The 21,954-nt window shown below is 54.0% G+C and carries 19 protein-coding genes and 1 other RNA gene; 15 read left to right on the forward strand and 5 right to left on the reverse strand.

Features of this window, described 5'->3' with window-relative positions:
• Positions 1 to 7: 7 nt before the first annotated feature.
• Positions 8 to 1,984: a biosynthetic arginine decarboxylase gene (speA, locus tag ACFX4O_RS16085; protein WP_131408570.1), complete on the forward strand. Its 1,977-nt coding sequence runs from the start codon at positions 8 to 10 to the stop codon at positions 1,982 to 1,984.
• 299 nt (positions 1,985 to 2,283) lie between these two features.
• Here the strand turns inward: speA and ACFX4O_RS16090 are convergent, their stop codons facing one another.
• Positions 2,284 to 3,042, reverse strand: a complete 759-nt coding sequence (locus ACFX4O_RS16090; RefSeq protein WP_131408568.1) for a M48 family metallopeptidase — start codon at positions 3,040 to 3,042, stop codon at positions 2,284 to 2,286.
• Positions 3,043 to 3,321: 279 nt separating this feature from the next.
• Between ACFX4O_RS16090 and tkt the strand changes: the two genes are divergently transcribed.
• The 8 genes from tkt to ACFX4O_RS16130 all read left to right on the forward strand — a co-directional run bounded on the left by tkt (position 3,322) and on the right by ACFX4O_RS16130 (position 12,916).
• Positions 3,322 to 5,313: a transketolase gene (tkt, locus tag ACFX4O_RS16095; protein WP_380210915.1), complete on the forward strand. Its 1,992-nt coding sequence runs from the start codon at positions 3,322 to 3,324 to the stop codon at positions 5,311 to 5,313.
• A gap of 311 nt (positions 5,314 to 5,624) precedes the next feature.
• Positions 5,625 to 6,374: a phage antirepressor KilAC domain-containing protein gene (locus ACFX4O_RS16100; RefSeq protein WP_131408564.1), complete on the forward strand. Its 750-nt coding sequence runs from the start codon at positions 5,625 to 5,627 to the stop codon at positions 6,372 to 6,374.
• A gap of 354 nt (positions 6,375 to 6,728) precedes the next feature.
• On the forward strand, positions 6,729 to 7,748 hold the full coding sequence (epd, locus tag ACFX4O_RS16105; RefSeq protein WP_380210916.1) for an erythrose-4-phosphate dehydrogenase: 1,020 nt from the start codon (positions 6,729 to 6,731) through the stop codon (positions 7,746 to 7,748).
• Positions 7,749 to 7,796: 48 nt separating this feature from the next.
• Positions 7,797 to 8,960: a phosphoglycerate kinase gene (gene pgk, locus ACFX4O_RS16110; RefSeq protein ID WP_131408560.1), complete on the forward strand. Its 1,164-nt coding sequence runs from the start codon at positions 7,797 to 7,799 to the stop codon at positions 8,958 to 8,960.
• A 215-nt stretch (positions 8,961 to 9,175) separates the two neighbouring features.
• On the forward strand, positions 9,176 to 10,255 hold the full coding sequence (gene fbaA, locus ACFX4O_RS16115) for a class II fructose-bisphosphate aldolase (RefSeq protein WP_131408558.1): 1,080 nt from the start codon (positions 9,176 to 9,178) through the stop codon (positions 10,253 to 10,255).
• A 187-nt stretch (positions 10,256 to 10,442) separates the two neighbouring features.
• Positions 10,443 to 11,303, forward strand: a complete 861-nt coding sequence (gene mscS, locus ACFX4O_RS16120; protein WP_131408556.1) for a small-conductance mechanosensitive channel MscS — start codon at positions 10,443 to 10,445, stop codon at positions 11,301 to 11,303.
• A 138-nt stretch (positions 11,304 to 11,441) separates the two neighbouring features.
• Positions 11,442 to 12,077, forward strand: a complete 636-nt coding sequence (gene argO / locus ACFX4O_RS16125; RefSeq protein WP_380210919.1) for an arginine exporter ArgO — start codon at positions 11,442 to 11,444, stop codon at positions 12,075 to 12,077.
• A gap of 95 nt (positions 12,078 to 12,172) precedes the next feature.
• Entirely contained in the window at positions 12,173 to 12,916 is a 744-nt protein-coding gene (locus ACFX4O_RS16130; protein WP_131408552.1) for an oxidative stress defense protein, read from the forward strand.
• 39 nt (positions 12,917 to 12,955) lie between these two features.
• Here the strand turns inward: ACFX4O_RS16130 and argP are convergent, their stop codons facing one another.
• The gene (gene argP / locus ACFX4O_RS16135; protein WP_131408550.1) at positions 12,956 to 13,849 is read right to left on the reverse strand and encodes a DNA-binding transcriptional regulator ArgP; all 894 of its coding nucleotides are present in this window, start codon (positions 13,847 to 13,849) and stop codon (positions 12,956 to 12,958) included.
• 164 nt (positions 13,850 to 14,013) lie between these two features.
• Here argP and rpiA point away from each other — a divergent pair, with 164 nt between their 5' ends.
• Positions 14,014 to 14,673 (forward strand): ribose-5-phosphate isomerase RpiA, encoded by a 660-nt coding sequence (gene rpiA / locus ACFX4O_RS16140; RefSeq protein WP_380210922.1) that lies wholly within the window; start codon positions 14,014 to 14,016, stop codon positions 14,671 to 14,673.
• 266 nt (positions 14,674 to 14,939) lie between these two features.
• Complete coding sequence (serA, locus tag ACFX4O_RS16145; protein ID WP_131408548.1) at positions 14,940 to 16,172, forward strand: phosphoglycerate dehydrogenase; 1,233 nt, start codon at positions 14,940 to 14,942, stop codon at positions 16,170 to 16,172.
• 36 nt (positions 16,173 to 16,208) lie between these two features.
• On the opposite strand, the gene ACFX4O_RS16150 is transcribed toward serA, so the two are convergent.
• The 3 genes from ACFX4O_RS16150 to zapA form a co-directional block, all read right to left on the reverse strand.
• A complete protein-coding gene (locus tag ACFX4O_RS16150) occupies positions 16,209 to 16,805 on the reverse strand; it encodes a 5-formyltetrahydrofolate cyclo-ligase (RefSeq protein ID WP_380210924.1) in 597 nt (198 codons plus the stop codon).
• A gap of 19 nt (positions 16,806 to 16,824) precedes the next feature.
• Positions 16,825 to 17,008: non-coding RNA, 6S RNA (gene ssrS, locus ACFX4O_RS16155), on the reverse strand.
• A 43-nt stretch (positions 17,009 to 17,051) separates the two neighbouring features.
• Entirely contained in the window at positions 17,052 to 17,381 is a 330-nt protein-coding gene (gene zapA / locus ACFX4O_RS16160; protein ID WP_017457603.1) for a cell division protein ZapA, read from the reverse strand.
• A 227-nt stretch (positions 17,382 to 17,608) separates the two neighbouring features.
• Here zapA and ACFX4O_RS16165 point away from each other — a divergent pair, with 227 nt between their 5' ends.
• Genes ACFX4O_RS16165 through ubiI form a run of 4 tightly spaced genes read left to right on the forward strand, consistent with a single transcriptional unit; the run spans position 17,609 to position 21,921 of the window.
• Positions 17,609 to 18,187 (forward strand): YecA family protein, encoded by a 579-nt coding sequence (locus ACFX4O_RS16165; RefSeq protein ID WP_131408544.1) that lies wholly within the window; start codon positions 17,609 to 17,611, stop codon positions 18,185 to 18,187.
• Positions 18,188 to 18,211: 24 nt separating this feature from the next.
• Complete coding sequence (gene pepP / locus ACFX4O_RS16170; protein WP_380210926.1) at positions 18,212 to 19,525, forward strand: Xaa-Pro aminopeptidase; 1,314 nt, start codon at positions 18,212 to 18,214, stop codon at positions 19,523 to 19,525.
• Entirely contained in the window at positions 19,522 to 20,700 is a 1,179-nt protein-coding gene (ubiH, locus tag ACFX4O_RS16175; RefSeq protein WP_380210928.1) for a 2-octaprenyl-6-methoxyphenyl hydroxylase, read from the forward strand. The genes pepP and ubiH overlap by 4 nt, the downstream gene beginning before the upstream one ends.
• 18 nt (positions 20,701 to 20,718) lie before the next feature.
• Complete coding sequence (gene ubiI / locus ACFX4O_RS16180; RefSeq protein WP_380210930.1) at positions 20,719 to 21,921, forward strand: FAD-dependent 2-octaprenylphenol hydroxylase; 1,203 nt, start codon at positions 20,719 to 20,721, stop codon at positions 21,919 to 21,921.
• The last annotated feature ends 33 nt before the right edge of the window (positions 21,922 to 21,954 follow it).

Here is a 21,954-nt window from a genome sequence, read left to right on the forward strand (position 1 = left end):
GTTTGCTATGTCTGACGACATGTCTTCGGTTTCGCCTTCGTCAGCGGGCGAACAAGGTGTACTACGTTCCATGCAGGAGGTTGCGATGAGCTCCCAGGAAGCCAGCAAGATGCTTCGTACTTATAACATTGCCTGGTGGGGCAATAATTACTACGACGTCAACGAGTTGGGCCATATCAGCGTTTGCCCGGATCCGGATGTCCCCCATGCCCGTGTCGACCTGGCGCAGCTGGTGAAAGCGCGTGAAGCGCAGGGGCAACGTCTGCCCGCGCTATTCTGTTTCCCGCAGATCCTGCAGCATCGTCTGCGTTCGATTAACGCCGCTTTCAAACGCGCGCGTGAATCTTACGGTTACAACGGTGACTATTTCCTGGTTTACCCAATCAAGGTGAACCAGCATCGCCGCGTGATTGAGTCCCTGATCCATTCCGGCGAACCGCTGGGACTGGAAGCGGGTTCAAAAGCGGAGCTGATGGCGGTACTGGCGCATGCGGGCATGACCCGTTCGGTGATTGTGTGTAATGGCTATAAAGACCGTGAATACATTCGCCTCGCGCTGATTGGCGAAAAGATGGGCCATAAGGTCTATCTGGTGATTGAGAAAATGACCGAAATCGCCATCGTACTGGAAGAAGCAGAACGCCTGAACGTGGTACCGCGTCTTGGCGTGCGTGCGCGTCTGGCATCGCAAGGCTCCGGGAAATGGCAGTCCTCCGGCGGCGAGAAATCAAAATTTGGTCTGGCGGCAACCCAGGTTCTGCAACTGGTGGAAATGCTGCGCGAGCGCGGGCGTCTGGATAGCATCCAGTTGCTGCATTTCCATCTTGGTTCGCAGATGGCGAACATTCGCGATATCGCCACTGGCGTGCGCGAGTCAGCGCGTTTCTATGTTGAGTTGCATAAGCTTGGCGTCAATATTCAGTGCTTCGACGTGGGCGGTGGCCTGGGTGTGGACTATGAAGGTACGCGTTCCCAGTCAGATTGTTCCGTGAACTATGGCCTGAATGAATATGCCAACAACATCATTTGGGCGATTGGCGATGCCTGTGAAGAGCACGGCCTGCCGCACCCGACGGTGATCACCGAGTCTGGCCGCGCGGTGACCGCGCACCATACCGTGCTGGTTTCTAACATTATTGGCGTTGAGCGTAACGAATACACGCCAGCGATCCCTCCGGCCGAAGACGCGCCGCGCGCGTTGCAGAGCATGTGGGAAACCTGGCAGGAGATGCATGAACCGGGTACGCGCCGTTCACTGCGCGAGTGGCTGCATGACAGCCAGATGGATCTGCACGATATTCATGTCGGTTACTCTTCCGGCACGTTCAGTCTGCAAGAGCGTGCGTGGGCCGAACAGCTGTATCTGAATATGTGCCACGAAGTGCAAAAACAGCTTGATCCGAGCAACCGCGCGCATCGCCCGATTATTGATGAGTTGCAGGAGCGCATGGCGGACAAAATGTACGTCAATTTCTCACTGTTCCAGTCAATGCCGGATGCGTGGGGGATCGATCAGTTGTTCCCGGTTCTGCCGTTAGAAGGATTGAACCACGCGCCGGAACGCCGTGCGGTGCTGCTGGATATTACGTGTGATTCCGATGGCGCTATCGATCACTACGTGGATGGCGACGGGATTGCGACGACCATGCCGATCCCGGAATACGACCCGGAGAATCCGCCGATGCTGGGCTTCTTTATGGTCGGTGCTTACCAGGAGATCCTCGGTAACATGCATAACCTGTTCGGCGATACCGAAGCGGTTAACGTATTTGTCTTCCCGGATGGCAGCGTTGAAGTGGAGCTTTCTGATGAAGGCGACACTGTGGCGGATATGTTGCAGTACGTGCAGCTCGATCCGAAAACGCTGCTGACGCAGTTCCGCGATCAGGTGAAACAGACCGGGCTCGATGAGACGCTGCAACAGCAGTTCCTCGAAGAGTTCGAAGCCGGGCTTTACGGCTACACCTATCTGGAAGATGAGTAACGCAATTTATAGCCTCTGACCGGTAACGAACGAAATCCCTTCCTCGCCAGCACGGCGCGGAGGGGATTTTTTTATCAGCAGGTCAAGCTGCTCTTCTGGTGGAGGCCGACTTTATATTGGCGGGATAACACGCCATTGTAACCGCTGACAACATCCTTCCGGGTAACCGGGAAAACACGCGTGTTGTAAACTATTCAACGCGTTGCAATCCGTTCGAACACTTTGGTAATTGAAGCGTTTTATTCGCTGTGCTTTTTTCAGGTGAAACAAAAAGGGAGGCAAGATTGCCTCCCAATGGCTTATTTAATGCCATCTGCCGCCATGCGATCGCGGATATGCTGCGCACGTTCAGCCGAGGCGGGGTGATCGTCAAACATTGAACTCTGACGGCCTTCTTCCATCTTCGCCAGTTTTTCGAAGCTGGTGGCTAACCCGGCTGGGTTGATACCGCGTTTGCGCAACAGGTCGTAAGAGTAGTCATCCGCTTCGGACTCCTGGCGCTGCGAGAACTGGGAATTAACCAGTTGCTCGCCCAGTGCGCCAAGCTGCGACTGCGACAAGCTGCCCACAATCCCGCCTGCGGAGGCCGCCGCCGCGCGTACCGCATTGGTGCCGAGCGCAACCTGCATGCCTTTCTTCACATGGCCAAGCGCCACGTGACCCATTTCGTGGCCAATCACCGCTTCAACTTCGTTATCAGTCATCATGTCCATTAACGCGCTGTAGACGCGGATGCAGCCATTCGCCATGGCGAAGGCGTTAACATCTTTTGCCACGTAGACTTTGTAATTCACTGGCTGGCCATTGATGTTGTCACCCAGAGCGGTGGCAATTTTATTCAAACGCTGTGTATACGGGCTGCTGGCCGGTGCGATGGTCGCTTTGCTGTCCATCTGTTTACAGGCGTCATCGCTTAGCGCTTTTACCTGCGCGTCGCTCAACGTGTAGGCCTGGAACGCTTCCGCTCCTGAGCTAAGAAAACCGTTGGAGTTCATGTTCTGACACCCGGCAAGCAGGGTAGTCATTCCCAGGGCAAAAAGGGCTGGGCGAATTTTCATTTGTTCTCTTCCGCAATAATTGGATAGCTATTCTGTTCATACACAGGTTCAGGCGAACCGGTGGTGAGCTTAAGTATAAGGAACAGAACAGAAGGCGGGCGAGGAGATTGCGCAACATGCGAGCAGCTTCCAGAGATTTCTGAATCGGCAAAAGGATGCTCCATGTACATGACTTGTCGCTTGGGTTACATTGTTGGCACTTTTTTCCGGCGTAGCCCAAAACGCGCTGTCGTCAAGTCGTTACGGGAACAGCCCTTAACAGTCCGATCTGGAGTCAAAATGTCCTCACGTAAAGAGCTTGCTAATGCTATTCGTGCGCTGAGCATGGACGCGGTACAGAAAGCCAAATCCGGTCACCCGGGAGCCCCGATGGGGATGGCCGATATCGCCGAAGTGCTGTGGCGTGATTTTCTGAACCATAACCCGACAAATCCGGCCTGGGCTGACCGTGACCGCTTTGTGCTGTCTAATGGCCACGGCTCAATGCTGATTTACAGCCTGCTGCACCTCACCGGCTACGATCTGCCGATGTCTGAACTGCAGAATTTCCGTCAGCTGCACTCAAAAACGCCGGGCCATCCGGAAGTGGGCTACACCGCCGGTGTTGAAACCACTACCGGCCCACTGGGCCAGGGCATTGCCAACGCTGTAGGTATGGCGATTGCTGAGAAAACCCTCGCTGCGCAGTTCAACCGCCCGGGTCATGACATTGTTGACCACTTCACCTACGCCTTTATGGGCGACGGCTGCATGATGGAAGGCATCTCCCATGAAGTCTGCTCGCTGGCCGGTACGCTGAAGCTGGGCAAACTGGTGGCGTTCTATGATGACAACGGCATTTCCATTGATGGTCACGTGGAAGGCTGGTTTACCGACGATACGGCGAAACGCTTTGAAGCCTATGGCTGGCATGTGGTTCGTGGCATTGACGGTCATAACGCTGATGCCATCAAACGCGCCGTTGAAGAAGCACGCAGCGTGACGGATAAACCGTCTCTGCTGATGTGCAAAACTATCATCGGTTTCGGTTCGCCGAACAAAGCCGGTACCCACGACTCCCACGGTGCGCCGCTGGGCGACGCGGAAATCGCGCTGACCCGTGAGCAGCTTGGCTGGAAATACGCACCGTTTGAAATCCCGTCTGAAATCTATGCTCAGTGGGATGCAAAAGAAGCAGGCAAGGCGAAAGAAGCGGCGTGGAACGACAAGTTCGCTGCTTACGCGAAAGCCTTCCCGCAGGAAGCGGCTGAATTCACCCGCCGTATGAAAGGCGAGTTGCCGTCTGATTTCGACGCTAAAGCGCAGGCCTTTGTTGAAAAACTGCAGGCCAATCCGGCGAAAATCGCCAGCCGTAAAGCCTCTCAAAATGCTATCGAAGCTTTCGGCCCGCTGCTGCCGGAATTCCTCGGCGGTTCCGCTGACCTGGCTCCTTCGAACCTGACTATCTGGTCCGGTTCGAAAGCGATTAACGAAGATACTGCGGGTAACTACATTCACTACGGCGTGCGCGAGTTCGGCATGACCGCGATTGCCAACGGTATCGCTCTGCACGGCGGCTTCCTGCCATACACCTCTACCTTCCTGATGTTTGTTGAATATGCACGTAATGCGGTGCGTATGGCGGCGTTGATGAAACAGCGTCAGGTGCTGGTTTACACCCACGACTCGATTGGTCTGGGCGAAGACGGCCCGACTCACCAGCCGGTAGAGCAGGTTGCTTCTCTGCGCGTTACGCCGAACGTTAGCACCTGGCGTCCATGTGACCAGGTAGAATCTGCGGTGGCATGGAAATACGGTGTTGAGCGCCATGATGGCCCGACTGCGTTGATCCTTTCCCGCCAGAATCTGGCCCAACAGGAGCGTACCGCACAGCAGCTGGCAGATATTGCCCGCGGTGCGTACGTCCTGAAAGATTGCGCAGGTCAGCCGCAACTGATCCTGATTGCCACTGGCTCAGAAGTGGAACTGGCCGTATCGGCGTGGGAAAAACTCTCTGCCGAAGGCGTGAAGGCGCGCGTAGTGTCTATGCCGTCCACCGACGCGTTCGACAAGCAGGATGCGGCTTACCGTGAATCCGTACTACCGAAAGCCGTCTCCGCACGCGTGGCGATTGAAGCCGGTATTGCTGACTTCTGGTATAAATATGTCGGTCTGAACGGCGCTATCGTCGGTATGACCACCTTTGGTGAGTCAGCTCCGGCGGAGTTGCTGTTTGAAGAGTTTGGCTTCACTGTCGACAATGTTGTAGCAAAAGCGAAAGCACTGCTGTAATCCCCCTCTGGCCCGGCGGCGAAATGCCTGCCGGGCCAGCACAAACATGTCATTCCAGATGGCATCGATGTCTTATTAAAGCTACAGATTTGCAGGCCCGCTAAACATACCGTCATCCCTCCATATCAATCCATCAATCAGCCATGCCTCTGCTTTAGTTTCTTCAGCCGCTTACTACCCGTTTAGCCCTCTCTTCACAGTACGCCTTATACGCCGTTGATTTATGTATAAAAAATATACTGGATATTTATACAGTGTGTCGTATAATAATTCTACAAATTATCCAAGGTGAGTGTGTAAGGAGTGAACCTATGGTAATCCCTGGTGAAAATTTCAGTTCGCAACATGTTCTGGTGACAATCAGCAGCCGCGAAATCGCAAAATTAACAGGCCTGACTCACACCGAAGTGAAACGGATGGTGAAAAGCCTGGAAACTGCGCAACGGCTCTCCCAGCCGGTGAATGAGCATATGTATGAGCGAGAAGGTGAGATGCGACAGGAGTTTTTGCTTAATAAGCGAGACTCGCTGCTGACAGTTTCACGCCTCTCGCCGGGCTTTACAGCAGAAATGCTCGATCGCTGGCAGGAGAAAGAGACGCTTATCAGCCTGCCTGATTTTACTAATCCGGCAGCCGCTGCGCGCGCGTGGGCCGAACAGTATGAAAAGCGTCAGCGTGCAGAAGCACTGCTTGCCCTTTCTGCCCCAAAAGCGGAGTTCTTTGACCGGTATGTCAGGGTTGAAGAGTCGCTTGGTTTCCGTCAGCTTTGTAAGATGCTCCGGGTGAAGGAATCTCAGTTCCGGAACTTTTTGCTTGAACGCAACATTATGCAGCGCGTCGACGGTACGCTGATGCCGCCGCAATACCATATTGATGCGGGCTACTTTACCGTCCATGGCGGCGTAGGGGAAAACAAGCGTAGCTGGTCTCAGGCGCGTTTCACCGCTAAGGGTGTAAAATGGGTTGCTGATTTGTGGGCTAAACAGCTCTCTTCGCTGCCGGTGGAGATGCCGCGCGCAGAGCGTACCGAAGCCATCACGCCGGAACGTAGCTGGTTTTAATCATCATCATTAAAGTGCTTTGCCGGAATCAACCTTCCTCAATCAACACATCACGCAGGGATGCTTTGTTGCGCTTGTTTCCCCCTTTTGTAAATTCTCAGTCTCACGAACGAACCCTCTGTGTGCACCAATTATTCCAATGAAAATGTGATGCAGGTCAGATTACTGGCGAAACCGTCTGGACAATCATTCCTTTTATTCCAGGTTTCGCTTATTCTAGCTGAAGCGTTTCAGTCGGCTAAATGTTCGACAAATAATCAAACAGACGCAGTTTAAGCAGGCGAGGATTCCCCTTCTGTGGTTGCTGGATTACTCTGTCATCCACTTCAGGCTGGCTAGCCTTGCAGGAGAGTTATGACCGTACGCATAGCGATTAATGGTTTCGGTCGCATTGGACGCAACGTGGTTCGTGCTTTGTATGAATCCGGGCGTCGGGCGGAAATCACCGTGGTGGCAATCAACGAACTGGCCGATGCCGTTGGCATGGCGCATTTGTTGAAATATGACACCAGCCATGGGCGTTTCGCATGGGATGTTCGCCAGGAGCGTGAACAGCTGATTGTCGGCGACGATGTTATTCGCATCCTGCATGAGCGTGCTATTGACACGCTGCCCTGGCGCGAGTTGGGCGTGGATGTGGTACTCGACTGTACAGGCGTGTACGGCAACCGTGAAGATGGCGCGGCGCATCTGGCGGCGGGCGCGAAAAAAGTGCTCTTTTCCCATCCTGGTAGCCACGATCTTGATGCAACGATTGTTTTCGGCGTTAACCAAAACACGCTGCGAGCCGACGACCTGCTGGTTTCTAACGCGTCCTGTACGACGAACTGTATTATTCCGGTCATAAAACTACTCGACGATGCGTATGGCATTGAGTCAGGAACCGTGACAACGATTCACTCAGCGATGCACGACCAGCAAGTGATTGACGCCTATCATCCCGATTTGCGGCGTACGCGCGCAGCCAGTCAGTCCATCATCCCGGTGGATACAAAACTGGCGGCAGGCATCTCGAGAATTTTCCCGCAGTTTAATGACAGATTTGAAGCGATAGCGGTACGCGTGCCGACGATTAATGTCACCGCTATCGATCTGAGTGTAACGGTGAAGAAACCGGTAAAAGCCAGTGAAGTCAATGTGTTGCTGCAAAAAGCAGCGCAGGGAACATTTCATGGTATAGTTGATTATACGGAATTACCGTTGGTTTCAACCGATTTTAACCACGATCCGCACAGTGCCATTGTTGATGGCACGCAGACACGGGTCAGTGGCGCGCACCTGATTAAAACCCTGGTATGGTGCGATAACGAATGGGGCTTTGCTAACCGAATGCTCGACACGACGTTAGCAATGGCGGCTATTGGTTTCAGGTAGGGCGCAACAGCGCTCGCAAAACTTTAAGAATCATTGAGAGGATTCACCATGTCTGTAATTAAGATGACCGATCTGGATCTGGCTGGTAAACGCGTTTTCATCCGTGCTGATCTGAACGTGCCGGTTAAAGATGGCAAAGTGACCAGCGACGCGCGTATTCGTGCTTCTCTGCCGACCATTGAACTGGCACTGAAGCAGGGTGCGAAAGTGATGGTGACTTCCCACCTGGGTCGTCCGACCGAAGGCGAGTACAACGAAGAATTCTCTCTGCTGCCGGTTGTTAACTATCTGAAAGACAAACTGTCCAACCCGGTTCGCCTGGTTAAAGATTATCTGGACGGCGTTGAAGTTGCCGCAGGTGAACTGGTCGTTCTGGAAAACGTTCGCTTTAACAAAGGTGAGAAAAAAGACGACGAAGCGCTGTCTAAAAAATACGCTGCACTGTGCGATGTGTTCGTGATGGACGCATTTGGTACTGCGCACCGCGCGCAGGCGTCTACGCATGGTATCGGTAAATTTGCTGATGTTGCTTGCGCAGGCCCGCTGCTGGCAGACGAACTGGAAGCGCTGGGTAAAGCGCTGAAAGAACCGGCTCGTCCGATGGTTGCCATTGTTGGTGGCTCTAAAGTTTCCACTAAACTGACCGTTCTGGATTCTCTGTCAAAAATCGCTGACCAACTGATTGTTGGCGGCGGCATCGCTAACACCTTCGTTGCTGCTCAAGGCCATAACGTTGGTAAATCCCTGTACGAAGCCGACCTGGTTGATGAAGCCAAACGCCTGCTCACTACTTGCGATATCCCGGTCCCGACAGATGTTCGCGTTGCGACAGAGTTCTCTGAAACCGCAACCGCGACCCTGAAATCTGTTTCTGACATCAAAGATGATGAGCAAATTCTGGATCTGGGCGACGTTTCTGCACAAAAACTGGCTGAAATCCTGAAAAACGCCAAAACTATTTTGTGGAACGGTCCGGTTGGCGTGTTCGAATTCCCGAACTTCCGTAAAGGTACCGAAATTGTGGCTAACGCGATTGCCGACAGCGACGCGTTCTCCATCGCAGGCGGCGGCGACACTCTGGCGGCGATTGACCTGTTTGGTATCTCTGACAAGATTTCCTACATCTCCACTGGCGGTGGCGCGTTCCTCGAATTTGTGGAAGGCAAAGTACTGCCGGCAGTAGCTATGCTCGAAGAGCGCGCTAAGAAGTAAGACATTCAAGGGCAGGGAAACCTGCCCTGTTTTCAGCGCGCTTTCGGGCTCGCTTTAATTCTCTACACAAAATCATTCAAGTTGCATCAAGGCGGCAACGGAGTGAATCATCAGGAACTGACTAAAATAAGTCTCTGATGTAAGCGAAGGCAGCCAGCGCCGAGTCAGCTTGAAGGATGATGTGTACAACGGCCGAAGATACAGGACTACGTAACATGTCTAAAATTTTTGATTTCGTAAAACCTGGCGTGATCACTGGTGATGACGTTCAGAAAGTGTTCCAGGTAGCTAAAGAAAACAACTTCGCTCTGCCTGCGGTTAACTGCGTGGGTACTGACTCCATCAACGCCGTTCTGGAAGCTGCAGCGAAAGTTAAAGCGCCTGTTATCGTTCAGTTCTCTAACGGTGGCGCAGCGTTCATCGCGGGTAAAGGTGTGAAAACCGACGTTCCGCAGGGCGCGGCAATTCTGGGTGCTATCTCTGGTGCGCATCACGTTCACCAGATGGCTGAGCACTACGGTGTGCCGGTTATTCTGCACACTGACCACTGCGCTAAAAAACTGCTGCCGTGGATCGACGGCCTGCTGGATGCGGGTGAAAAACACTTCGCCGCTACCGGTAAACCGCTGTTCTCTTCTCACATGATTGACCTGTCTGAAGAGTCTCTGGAAGAGAACATCGCGATCAGCTCCAAATACCTGGCGCGTATGGCCAAAATGGGCATGACGCTGGAAATCGAACTGGGTTGCACCGGTGGTGAAGAAGACGGCGTAGACAACAGCCACATGGACGCGTCTGCACTGTACACCCAGCCGGAAGACGTTGATTACGCGTACACCGAGCTGAACAAAATCAGCCCGCGTTTCACCATCGCCGCTTCCTTCGGTAACGTACACGGCGTGTACAAACCGGGTAACGTGAAACTGACCCCGACTATCCTGCGCGATTCTCAGGAATATGTTTCCAAAAAACATAACCTGCCGCACAACAGCCTGAACTTCGTATTCCACGGTGGTTCCGGTTCTTCCGCACAGGAAATCAAAGACTCCGTAAGCTATGGTGTTATCAAAATGAACATCGATACCGACACCCAGTGGGCAACCTGGGAAGGTATTCTGAAGTATTACAAAGAAAACGAAGGCTACCTGCAGGGCCAACTGGGCAACCCGAAAGGCGCAGACCAGCCGAACAAAAAATACTACGATCCGCGTGTATGGCTGCGTGCAGCGCAGTCCAGCATGGTGACTCGTCTGGAACAGGCTTTCAAAGAACTGAACGCGGTAGACGTTCTGTAATTTGCACTGCTTCTGTCTGAAAAGGCCCGCATTTTGCGGGCCTTTTTTATTGCGAATTCAATAGAATGCCTGCGAACACAAAATGTGATCAACTTGGCGAAATGGCGGCTTTATGCTTACCCTTTAGAGATATCTCCTTGCTGGAAGGGGTGGTTTTCCCGTTTTGGAACAACATAAGGAAGCACGAATGGAAGATCTTAACGTTGTCGACAGCATCAACGATGCAGGTTCGTGGCTGGTGAACAACCAGGCGCTGTTGTTGAGCTATGTCGTTAATATCGTGGCGGCTATCGCCATTATCATTGTCGGGATGATTGTGGCACGCATTGTCTCGAATACCGTCAACCGACTGATGGTGGCGCGACACATTGATGCCACGGTGGCGGATTTTCTTTCCGCACTGGTGCGCTACGCTATTATCGCGTTTACCTTGATTGCCGCTCTGGGGCGCGTTGGTGTGCAAACCGCCTCGGTGATCGCGGTTCTTGGTGCCGCCGGTCTGGCTATCGGTCTGGCGCTGCAAGGTTCGCTCTCTAACCTCGCTGCTGGTGTACTGCTGGTGACTTTCCGTCCGTTCCGCTCTGGCGAGTATGTCGATCTGGGTGGCGTGGCCGGTACGGTATTGCAGGTGCAGATTTTCTCCACCACCATGCGCACTGTCGATGGGCGTATTGTGGTTATTCCGAACGGCAAAATTATCGCCGGGAATATCGTTAACTTCTCCCGCGAACCGGTGCGGCGCAACGAGTTCATCATTGGCGTGGCGTATGATTCTGATATTGATGAGGTGAAACGCATCCTGACTGAAATTATTCAGGCTGACGAACGCATTATCAAAGATCGTGAAATGACGGTACGCCTCAATGAATTGGGGCCTTCATCGATTAATTTTGTGGTACGCGTCTGGAGCAAGAGCAGCGATCTGCAAAACGTTTATTGGGATGTGCTGGAGCTTATCAAACGCCGTTTTGACGAAAATGGTATCAGTTTCCCGTACCCACAAATGGATGTGAATTTCAAACGCGTGAAAAATTCCACAGAACAGTAAACATCAAGGCCGGGGTTCCGGCCTTATTTGTGCTCTTCGCTATTAGAAGTGCTTATTAGTGATTAGTATTATCCATTTCATCTAATGATCATCCCGCGCTATAGTCAGCGCTCGCAACAACTCTGACGGAATCACTACGTGCTATCTTATTATTTTCAAGGCCTTATGCTTGGGGCTGCGTTGATCCTGCCGCTTGGGCCACAAAATGCCTTTGTCATGAATCAGGGCATCCGCAGGCAGTACCACATCATGACCGCGGCTCTTTGTACGCTCAGTGACGTATTACTGATTTGCGCGGGCATCTTCGGCGGGAGCGCATTGCTGATGCAGTCGCCGTGGCTGATGGCGCTGGTGACCTGGGGCGGCGTGGTGTTTCTACTGTGGTACGGCTTTGGCGCACTGAGAACGGCGTTCGGGAGCAACATTGAACTGGCGACTGCTGAAGCATTGCGGCAAGGGCGTTGGCGGATAGTCGCCATGATGCTGGCGGTTACCTGGTTGAATCCCCACGTTTACCTCGATACGTTTGTGGTGCTTGGCAGCCTGGGCGGTCAGCTTGATGCGGAGCCAAAACGCTGGTTTGCACTGGGCACGATGAGCGCCTCCTTCCTGTGGTTTTTCAGCCTTGCTTTACTTGCTGCCTGGCTTGCGCCGCGTTTGCGCACGGCGCAAGCGCAGCGGGTGATTAACACCCTGGTGGGGTTGGTGATGTGGTTTATCGCTTTCCAGTTGGCGCGAGAAGGTGTGCGCCATATGCAGGGATTATTCAGTTAAGGTAAGTCCGATGGACAATTCACGCTTAGCCGCTAAGCTTGCTGCCAGGCGTCCTGCAATTCTGGGCGTAACAAAAGCACCATGGAGGAGCAACTGTGAAATTTAAAGTGATGGCCCTGGCGGCAATGGTTGGTTTCAGCGCGATGGCGGTACAGGCGAGCGAATTGCCGGACGGTCCGCATATTGTCACCTCGGGTACGGCAAGTGTGGACGCGACCCCGGACATCGCCACGCTGGCGATTGAGGTCAATGTCGCCGCGAAAGACGCTGCCTCAGCCAAAAAACAGGCCGATGACCGTGTTGCGCAATACCTTAGCTTTCTTGAGCAAAACGGCATTGCCCGGAAAGACATTAATTCTGCGAACTTACGCACGCAACCTGACTATGACTACCAGAACGGCAAAAGCATCCTGAAAGGCTACCGCGCAGTGCGTACTGTGGAAGTTACGCTGCGTGAGTTGGATAAACTTAATTCATTGCTGGATGGCGCGCTGAAAGCGGGGCTGAACGAAATTCGTTCTGTATCGCTGGGCGTTGCGCAACCGGAAACCTTTAAAGATAAAGCGCGTAAAGCGGCCATTGATGATGCGACGCGTCAAGCTCAGCAACTGGCAGCCGGTTTCAATGCCAAACTCGGCCCGATCTACAGCGTGCGCTACCATGTTTCCAACTATCAGCCGAGCCCGATGGTCCGCATGATGAAAGCGGATGCGCCAGAAGCCGCTTCCGCACAGGAAACCTATGAGCAACCGTCGATTCAGTTTGCTGATCAGGTAGATGTCGTGTTCCAACTGGAACCGACTCAGAGCCAGCCGCAGACAGCGGCACCGGCGAAGTAATGCTTTTCGCCCTCTCCCGGCTGGGAAGAGGGCGTTTTCTTAATCCTGCCTTAACACCCGATGCCCATATTCCAGCAACGCGTCCGTGACGTTGCGCATCATCCGGCTTTCCGGCGCAAAACGGTGCCAATACAGCATCCGGCGCTGTAGTAAACCGGGTGTCAGATCGATCAGATCGCCGCTGTTCAGCTCTTTTTCAATTTGCAGATGTGGGATCATGCAACAGGTCGTACCCTGGCGCGCCAGTTGTACAAACGCTTCGGAAGAGTTGACGATATGGCAAGGCACGCTGCCCGGCGGTAAATCGAAATACTGCTGTAAAAACGCCTGATGCATATCATCAAGATGATCAAACGCAACCGCCGGTGCTTTTAGCAGTGCGGAGCGGGTAACGCCATTCGGGAAATAGCGGTCAGCAAACGCTTTCGAACCGACAAACAGATAATCCAGCGCACCGAGTTGGTCGACCAGGCAACTCGGCAGCGCCTGCGGCTGAATACTCACTGCGCCAACCACTTCACCGCGACGCAAACGCTCTTGGGTGCGGGTTTCGTCTTCCACCTGCAGATTCAGGCGAATCGGCGAGTCGGCCAGTACCGGGGCTAATGCAGGCAACAGCCAGGTCGCCAAACTGTCGGCGTTGACCGCCAGTGATAACAGCAGCGGGGTGGAACCGGTTTGTTCGTCGCCAAGCCACTCTTCTTCCAGTAGCTCGACCTGGCGCAGCAACGCCAGCAGTTTTTGCCCCTGCTCTGTGGGGCGAGGTGGAACGGTGCGCACCAGCAGCGGCTGACCAAACATATTTTCCAGTTGCTTAATGCGCTGCGACACGGCGGACTGGGTAATACACAGCTTTTGTGCGGCACGTTCAAATCCGCGCTCACGAATAACCGCATCAAGCGCCTGTAATGTTCTGTAGTCCGGACGTTTCATTGCTCGGGCATTCTCCTGAAAAAATCGTATTCAGCACTATGACATAAATTTTTGTTCGGTACAGACGAAATTGGACGTCGCGTAATGTGACACTGGTCACAGGGACATTTAGGGTAACGCTGGTCTATAATGCGCCTGAAATTTCACACCACAGGCAAACGACCATGACGCAGGATGAACTCAAAAAAGCAGTGGGATGGGCAGCGCTTAAGTATGTCGAACCTGGCACCATTGTGGGTGTTGGCACGGGCTCTACCGCTGCACACTTTATTGACGCGCTGGGCACCATGAAAGGCCAGATCGAAGGCGCGGTTTCCAGCTCGGACGCGTCCACCGAGAAACTGAAAAGCTTTGGCATTACCGTATTCGATCTCAACGAGGTGGACCGTCTGGGCATCTATGTGGATGGCGCGGATGAAATTAACGGCCAGATGCAGATGATCAAAGGCGGCGGCGCGGCGCTGACGCGTGAAAAAATTATCGCCTCGGTGGCGGATAAATTCATCTGCATCGCGGATGCCTCCAAGCAGGTTGATATCCTCGGCAAGTTTCCATTGCCAGTGGAAGTGATTCCGATGGCGCGTAGCGCTGTTGCTCGCGAGCTGGTCAAGCTGGGCGGTCGCCCGGAATACCGGCAAAATGTGGTAACGGATAACGGCAACGTCATCCTGGACGTTTACGGTCTTGAGATCATCGACCCGATTGCGCTGGAAAACAGCATCAATGCGTTGCCAGGCGTAGTGACTGTAGGGTTGTTTGCTAACCGTGGCGCGGATGTGGCGCTGATCGGCACTGCTGACGGCGTGAAAACTATCGTGAAATGATCTGACAGGGAGGCGCTGCCCTCCCTGTAAAAAATCTGCAATGGGCAAATTTGGTGATATCTGTCACGCTTTCGCCCTTGTCTTGCGTTACCTGCCGCTTGCATCTTCATTCTTAGCATTTTTCTCTGCCATTTCCCGCTGTATGACATTTCTTCAGATGCCCGACGCAAACGTTCATATTGCTGCGATAGTTTTTTTTGATATGTTGACTAACGCGGATTGCAATCTGCACAACATCACAGTCAAGACAAAACAGGGTCGGGTAAATGGCAAAGGTATCACTGGAGAAAGACAAGATTAAATTTCTGCTCGTCGAAGGGGTGCACCAGAAAGCTCTGGATAGCCTTCGCGCTGCGGGTTACACCAACATTGAGTTTCACAAAGGCGCGCTGGATAGCGAGCAACTGAAAGAGTCTATCCGTGATGCCCACTTTATTGGCCTGCGATCCCGTACTCAACTGACTGAAGACATCATCGCTGCGGCGGAAAAGCTGGTGGCTATCGGTTGTTTCTGTATTGGTACCAACCAGGTGAATCTGGATGCAGCCGCGAAGCGTGGCATTCCGGTATTCAACGCGCCGTTCTCCAACACCCGTTCAGTGGCGGAGTTAGTGATTGGCGAACTGCTGCTGCTGATGCGCGGTATTCCTGAAGCGAACGCCAAAGCGCACCGCGGTATCTGGAATAAGCTGGCGGTTGGCTCATATGAAGCGCGTGGTAAAAAACTCGGTATTATCGGTTACGGTCATATTGGCACGCAGCTTGGTATTCTGGCGGAATCGCTGGGAATGCATGTCTATTTCTATGATATCGAAAGCAAATTGCCACTCGGCAATGCAACTCAGGTGCAACATCTCTCCGACTTGCTGAATATGAGCGATGTGGTGAGCCTGCATGTGCCAGAAAACGCTTCTACAAAAGATATGATCGGGCCAGAAGAGCTGGCGCTGATGAAGCCGGGCGCATTACTGATCAACGCCGCTCGCGGTACGGTGGTGGATATTCCGGCACTGTGTGATGCGCTGAAGCGTAAACATTTGGCGGGCGCGGCAATCGACGTGTTCCCGACTGAACCGGCGACCAACAGCGACCCGTTTAACTCCCCGCTGTGTGAATTCGATAACGTCCTGCTGACGCCGCACATTGGCGGTTCCACGCAGGAAGCGCAGGAAAACATCGGTCTGGAAGTGGCCGGTAAACTGATCAAGTACTCCGACAACGGTTCGACGCTTTCTGCGGTGAACTTCCCGGAAGTCTCTTTGCCGCTGCACGGTGGCCGTCGTTTGCTGCATATCCACGAAAACCGCCCTGGCGTTCTGACTGCACTCAACCAAATTTTCGCCAGTCAGAATATCAACATTGCCGCGCAGTACCTGCAAACCACGCCGTATATGGGTTATGTGGTTATTGATATTGAAGCGGATGAAGATGTGGCGCAGAAAGCGTTGCAGAGCATGAAAGCGATTCCGGGCACCATTCGTTCCCGTCTGCTGTTCTAAACGATGTTTTTTCCTCTCCCGCAAGGGAGGGGAAAGTTACCACTGCCATATTCTGGATGGTGTAACCACCGCAGGCAGCGGGATATCCCACTCTTCCACTGGCAACTTCTCCACACGCTGGCAGTCATGCGCGTAACCTACCGGTTGCAGACTGTATTCGCGCCAGTTTTGCAGCGTGCGATCGTAAAAACCCCCTCCCATTCCCAAGCGCTGCCCTTGTTCATCAAAGGCGACCAGCGGCGTAATCAGCACGTCGAGTTGGCTGAGCGGCAGCACTTCGCGCACATCCAGCTTCGGTTCCTGAATTTTCAGACGGTTAACGACCAGTTCACTGTGCGGATGGTAATGCAGAAACAGTAAATTGCCGGGGCTAAAGGGGTGCAAAACGGGCAAGTAAACGCGTTTACCGCTACGCCAGAGTTGCTCTATCAGCGGTTGGGTATCCAGCTCACCATCAAAAGAGAGAAACAACGCTACGCTATGTGCCATCACAACCGGCGCATACGCCATCATGCGTGCCGCGGCCTGCTGGGCGAAGTGTGTTTGTTGTTCAGGAGTGAGTTCACGCCGGCGCTGGCGAATAATTTTGCGGATTTCTTGTCGTGACGAGGGAAAATCAGGAAGTTGCGTCATGGTACTTGTAATAAAGAAGGGAATCTCCGAGATGCCGCCGCTGGCTGTAACCCTTGAACCCTTGGTTCAAGGTGAATGCGTCGTCATAGTTTTAAGGCTTCTCGGACGGACCGAGCATGCTCACCAACCATGGATCGCCACATTCTTGTGGTATGAAATATCGGCTCAGGGGACTGGCCCGCTTGCAAACATCTCAGAGATATTTTTTAGCTTCACGGTCACTCTAACACAGATGACCCTGAAGCGTTATTCAAACTTTGGTCCCGGTCTTTCTGTTATGCGACCTTGATCAAGCAATGCCTGTTCAATGGTCTGCTGTAACATCCGAATACGCTGTTCCATGCTGGCGGCGTATTCGCGGGTCTTTGCTTTTTCCTGAGTCAGCTCGTAGCTAATGTTCAACGCGGCGATAAACACCAACTGCTCAGTATTTGTGACTCTAGTGCGAACCTTCAGATCTTGCAACCGCTGATTCAGATCCTCCGCGGCCTGATTCAGAGCATCTCTCTGTTCAGGCGGGCAATTCACTCGCAGTGAACGGCCAAAAATTTGGATATCGACGGGTTGTGCAGACATGCCACCTTCCTGCTGTTTGACTGCGCTCTGCCTCCGCATCCGAGTCCTGGGCTGCGAAGGGGCGACACTATAAGCTACCCCGGCGCGCGCTTTCAAGCTTTTTGCGTCTATACCTTAATGATTCGGTGTGCATGCATACGCATGGAACGTGAAGCATCACGGGTATATCACCAGGGGCCAAAGTGGTAGCATATCATGAATATTCCCCCCAACGACGACGAATGCGCATGTCTATACAGAACGAAATACCTGGTTACAACGATGTAGGCCAGCTACTCAACCAACAGGGCGTGGGATTACTTCCTGCTGAAATGCACGGGCTTATCGCGGGGATCCTCTGCGGCGGTAACAAAGATAGCTCCTGGCAGCCATTGCTGCATGATTTAACCAACGACGGTCTGGCATTCGGTCACGAGCTGGCGCAAGCGCTGCGCAGCATGCATTCAGCAACCAGTGACTCGCTGGAAGATGACGGTTTCTTGTTCCAGCTCTATCTGCCGGATGGCGACGATGTTAGCGTTTTTGACCGTGCCGACGCGCTGGCAGGCTGGGTGAATCATTTCCTGCTGGGGCTGGGCGTCACCCAGCCGAAGCTCGATAAAGTGACGGGTGAAACTGGCGAAGCGATTGACGATCTGCGCAACATTGCGCAGTTGGGTTATGACGAAGACGAAGATCAGGAAGAGCTGGAAATGTCGCTCGAAGAGATCGTCGAATACGTCCGTGTCGCGGCGCTACTGTGCCACGATACCTTCACGCGCCCGCAGCCTACCGCACCGGAAGTGCGTAAGCCCACGTTACATTAATTCACCTTGTAGGGAGTCGGTGTCATGACACAGCTTGAGTTTCTCCGTCGCCGCCAGGCATTGCTGGCGCAGATGGTTCCGGGCAGCGCGGCATTAATTTTCGCCGCACCGGAAGCCACCCGCAGCGCAGACAGTGAATACCCGTACCGCCAGCACAGCGATTTCTGGTATTTCACCGGTTTTAACGAGCCGGAAGCGGTGCTGGTGCTGATCAAAAGCGATGACACCCACAACCATAGCGTGCTGTTCAACCGCGTACGCGACAAAACCGCCGAGATCTGGTTTGGTCGTCGCCTTGGTCAGGAAGCCGCGCCGGAAAAGCTGGGCGTCGATCGCGCACTGGCTTTCCCGGATATCAACGAACATCTTTATCAGTTGCTGAACGGTCTTGATGCCGTGTATCACGCGCAGGGTGAATTCGACTATGCCGACACCATTGTGTTTACCGCGTTAGACAAGCTGCGCAAAGGCTCGCGTCAGAATCTGTTTGCGCCGCCGACGTTAACCGACTGGCGGCCGATGGTGCATGAAATGCGCCTGTTTAAATCTGCCGAAGAGATAGACGTGATGCGTCGCGCCGGGGAGATCTCCGCGCTGGCGCATACCCGCGCGATGCAGGTTTGTCGCCCGGGAATGTTTGAATATCAGCTTGAAGGTGAGATTCAGCACGAGTTTAACCGCCACGGCGCGCGTTTTCCCTCCTATAACACCATTGTGGGTTCCGGCGTCAATGGCTGCATCCTGCACTACACGGAAAATGAGAGTCAGATGCGTGATGGCGATCTGGTGCTGATTGATGCCGGTTGTGAATACAAAGGATATGCCGGCGATATCACCCGCGCCTTCCCGGTCAACGGCAAATTCAGCCCGGCGCAGCGCGAAATTTACGATATTGTGCTGGCGTCACTGGAACGTGCCCTTGCGCTTTTCCGCCCAGGCACGTCGATCCAGGAAGTGACCAGCGAAGTGGTGCGCATCATGATTACCGGGCTGGTGAAGCTCGGTATCCTGAAAGGTGAAGTTGATGAGCTGGTGGAAAAAAGCGCGCACCGCCCGTTTTTTATGCACGGCTTAAGCCACTGGCTCGGGTTGGATGTGCACGATGTCGGTGTCTACGGCAAAGATCGCTCGCGTGAACTGGCTCCAGGCATGGTGCTGACGGTTGAACCGGGCCTCTATATCGCGCCGGATGCCGATGTGCCGGAACAGTATCGCGGTATTGGTATTCGTATTGAAGATGACATCGTCATCACTGAAGACGGCAACGAAAATCTGACCGCCAGCGTCGTGAAAAGCGCTGACGAGATTGAAGCGCTGATGGCGGCATCACGTTCATGAGCGTGATCATTGTTGGCGGTGGCATGGCTGGCGCAACGCTTGCGCTGGCGATTTCTCATCTTACTCACGGCAAATTACCTGTTCATCTGGTGGAAGCCAGTGTACCCGGCGCATCCGCGCATCCGGGCTTTGACGCGCGTGCCATTGCGTTAGCAGCAGGTACGTGCCAGCAGCTGGCGCGCATTGGCATCTGGCAAGCCATTACCTCCTGTGCAACGCCGATTTCAACGGTTCATGTCAGCGATCGCGGCCATGCCGGTTTTGTCACCCTGGATGCGCAGGATTACCACATCGATGCGCTTGGTTACGTTGTCGAACTGCACGACGTTGGGCAGCGGCTGTTCACGCTATTGCAAAACGCGCCCGGCGTGACGCTGCATTGCCCGGCGAAAGTCAGCGCGGTTGCCCGTGATGAGCGGCAGGTGAGCGTAACGCTGGAAAGCGGTGAATGTATTACTGGTGAGTTATTGGTAGCGGCAGACGGCTCCCGTTCACGTATTGGCGAACAACTGGGTGTGAACTGGCAGCAAGCGCCTTATCACCAGGCGGCGGTTATCGCCAATGTCACAACGTCTGTGGCGCATCAGGGGCGGGCGTTTGAGCGTTTTACCGAACATGGCCCGTTGGCAATGTTGCCGATGTCACAAGGTCGCTGTTCGCTGGTATGGTGTCATCCGCTGGAAAAACAGCAGCAGGTTGCCGCCTGGTCTGACGAACGTTTCTGCCACGAGTTACAAAAGGCCTTTGGCTGGCGGCTCGGGCGTATCTTACATGTGGGCAAACGCAGCGTTTACCCGTTGAAGCTGACTGCGGCTTCTTCTCCTGTCTCGCACCGCGCGGTGCTGGTCGGGAATGCTGCACAAACGCTGCATCCTATTGCCGGACAGGGTTTTAACCTCGGTATGCGCGACGTGATGACGCTGGCGGAAACGCTGGCCGAGGCGTGGTCGGCGCAACAAGATATCGGTTACTACCCCGTGTTGACGGGCTACCGCGATCGCCGGCATGCAGATAAAAAAGCCACTATCGGCGTCACCGATGGGCTGGTGCATCTGTTTGCCAATCACTGGATACCGTTGGTCGTCGGGCGTAATGCCGGATTGATGGCGATGGAATTATTTACTCCGGCGCGTGATGCGCTGGCGCAGCGTACCCTCGGTTGGGTTGCCCGTTAAAGACAAAAGGAGCGAAGAGTGCAGAGTGTTGATGTTGCGATTGTCGGCGGCGGTATGGTCGGCCTGGCGCTGGCCTGTGGTTTACAGGGTAGCGGGTTGCGCGTGGCGGTGCTGGAGCAAAATGAGCCGACACCGCTGGCGGAAGATGCTCCCCCGGCGCTGCGCGTGTCAGCGATTAATGCTGCTAGCGAAAAGTTACTGACGCACCTTGGCGTCTGGTCAAACATTATTGCCCAACGTGCCGGGCGTTATCACGGCATGGAAGTGTGGGATAAAGACAGTTTTGGTCGCATCGCGTTTGATGATAAGAGCATGGGCTACAGCCATCTTGGTTACATTATTGAAAACGCAGTGATCCACCAGGCACTGTGGGATAAAGCCCAACAGTGTAAGGATGTCACTCTCCTGGCACCGGCTGAACTGCAGCAAGTGGCGTGGGGCGAAAACGACGCGTTTCTGACTTTAAAAGATGGCACCATGCTCACTGCTCGGCTGGTGGTTGGCGCAGATGGCGCGAATTCCTGGCTGCGCAACAAAGCCGATATTCCGCTGACGTTCTGGGATTATCATCATCATGCACTCGTGGCGACTATTCGCACTGATGAACCGCATCAGGCGGTGGCGCGTCAGGTGTTTCACAACGACGGCATTCTCGCTTTTTTGCCACTTAACGATCCGCATTTGTGCTCGATTGTCTGGTCGCTGCCGCCAGCGCAGGCGAAAGCCATGCAGCAGGCGAGCGATGAAGAATTTAATCAGGCGTTGTGTGTGGCGTTCGATAACCGCCTTGGGCCGTGCCGCGTTGAGAGCGAGCGTCAGGTCTATCCGCTCACCGGACGCTATGCGCGCCAGTTTGCCGGGCACCGCCTGGCGCTGGTTGGCGATGCCGCGCACACCATTCACCCGCTGGCGGGGCAGGGCGTTAACCTCGGGTTTATGGATGTCGCTGAGTTAATCACCGAGCTGAAGCGTCTGAGCCGCGAAGGTAAAGACATTGGTCAACATCTCTATTTGCGCCGCTATGAGCGCAGCCGCAAACACAGCGCGGCGCTGATGCTGGCCGGGATGCAGGGCTTTCGCGAGCTTTTCTCAGGCGCAAATCCGGCGAAAAAGCTGCTGCGTGATATCGGCCTGAAACTGGCGGATACCCTTCCCGGTGTGAAAACACGGTTGTTACGCCAGGCAATGGGTCTTAACGATCTGCCTGATTGGTTACGTTAACTGCGTCACACTTTCCCTTCCCGACCCCGGGAA

The sequence above is a fragment of the Kosakonia sp. YIM B13571 genome (assembly GCF_042788095.1).
In the GTDB taxonomy this organism is placed as follows: domain Bacteria; phylum Pseudomonadota; class Gammaproteobacteria; order Enterobacterales; family Enterobacteriaceae; genus Kosakonia; species Kosakonia quasisacchari.

Coding starts and splice junctions, on each gene's coding strand:
- argP (WP_131408550.1), bottom strand. CDS start 13,849: ATGAAACGTCCGGACTACAGAACATTACAGGCGCTTGATGCGGTTATT.
- tkt (WP_380210915.1), top strand. CDS start 3,322: ATGTCCTCACGTAAAGAGCTTGCTAATGCTATTCGTGCGCTGAGCATG.
- serA (WP_131408548.1), top strand. CDS start 14,940: ATGGCAAAGGTATCACTGGAGAAAGACAAGATTAAATTTCTGCTCGTC.
- mscS (WP_131408556.1), top strand. CDS start 10,443: ATGGAAGATCTTAACGTTGTCGACAGCATCAACGATGCAGGTTCGTGG.
- ACFX4O_RS16150 (WP_380210924.1), bottom strand. CDS start 16,805: ATGACGCAACTTCCTGATTTTCCCTCGTCACGACAAGAAATCCGCAAA.
- fbaA (WP_131408558.1), top strand. CDS start 9,176: ATGTCTAAAATTTTTGATTTCGTAAAACCTGGCGTGATCACTGGTGAT.
- ACFX4O_RS16165 (WP_131408544.1), top strand. CDS start 17,609: ATGTCTATACAGAACGAAATACCTGGTTACAACGATGTAGGCCAGCTA.
- zapA (WP_017457603.1), bottom strand. CDS start 17,381: ATGTCTGCACAACCCGTCGATATCCAAATTTTTGGCCGTTCACTGCGA.
- pgk (WP_131408560.1), top strand. CDS start 7,797: ATGTCTGTAATTAAGATGACCGATCTGGATCTGGCTGGTAAACGCGTT.
- ACFX4O_RS16090 (WP_131408568.1), bottom strand. CDS start 3,042: ATGAAAATTCGCCCAGCCCTTTTTGCCCTGGGAATGACTACCCTGCTT.
- epd (WP_380210916.1), top strand. CDS start 6,729: ATGACCGTACGCATAGCGATTAATGGTTTCGGTCGCATTGGACGCAAC.
- pepP (WP_380210926.1), top strand. CDS start 18,212: ATGACACAGCTTGAGTTTCTCCGTCGCCGCCAGGCATTGCTGGCGCAG.
- ACFX4O_RS16100 (WP_131408564.1), top strand. CDS start 5,625: ATGGTAATCCCTGGTGAAAATTTCAGTTCGCAACATGTTCTGGTGACA.
- rpiA (WP_380210922.1), top strand. CDS start 14,014: ATGACGCAGGATGAACTCAAAAAAGCAGTGGGATGGGCAGCGCTTAAG.
- ubiH (WP_380210928.1), top strand. CDS start 19,522: ATGAGCGTGATCATTGTTGGCGGTGGCATGGCTGGCGCAACGCTTGCG.
- speA (WP_131408570.1), top strand. CDS start 8: ATGTCTGACGACATGTCTTCGGTTTCGCCTTCGTCAGCGGGCGAACAA.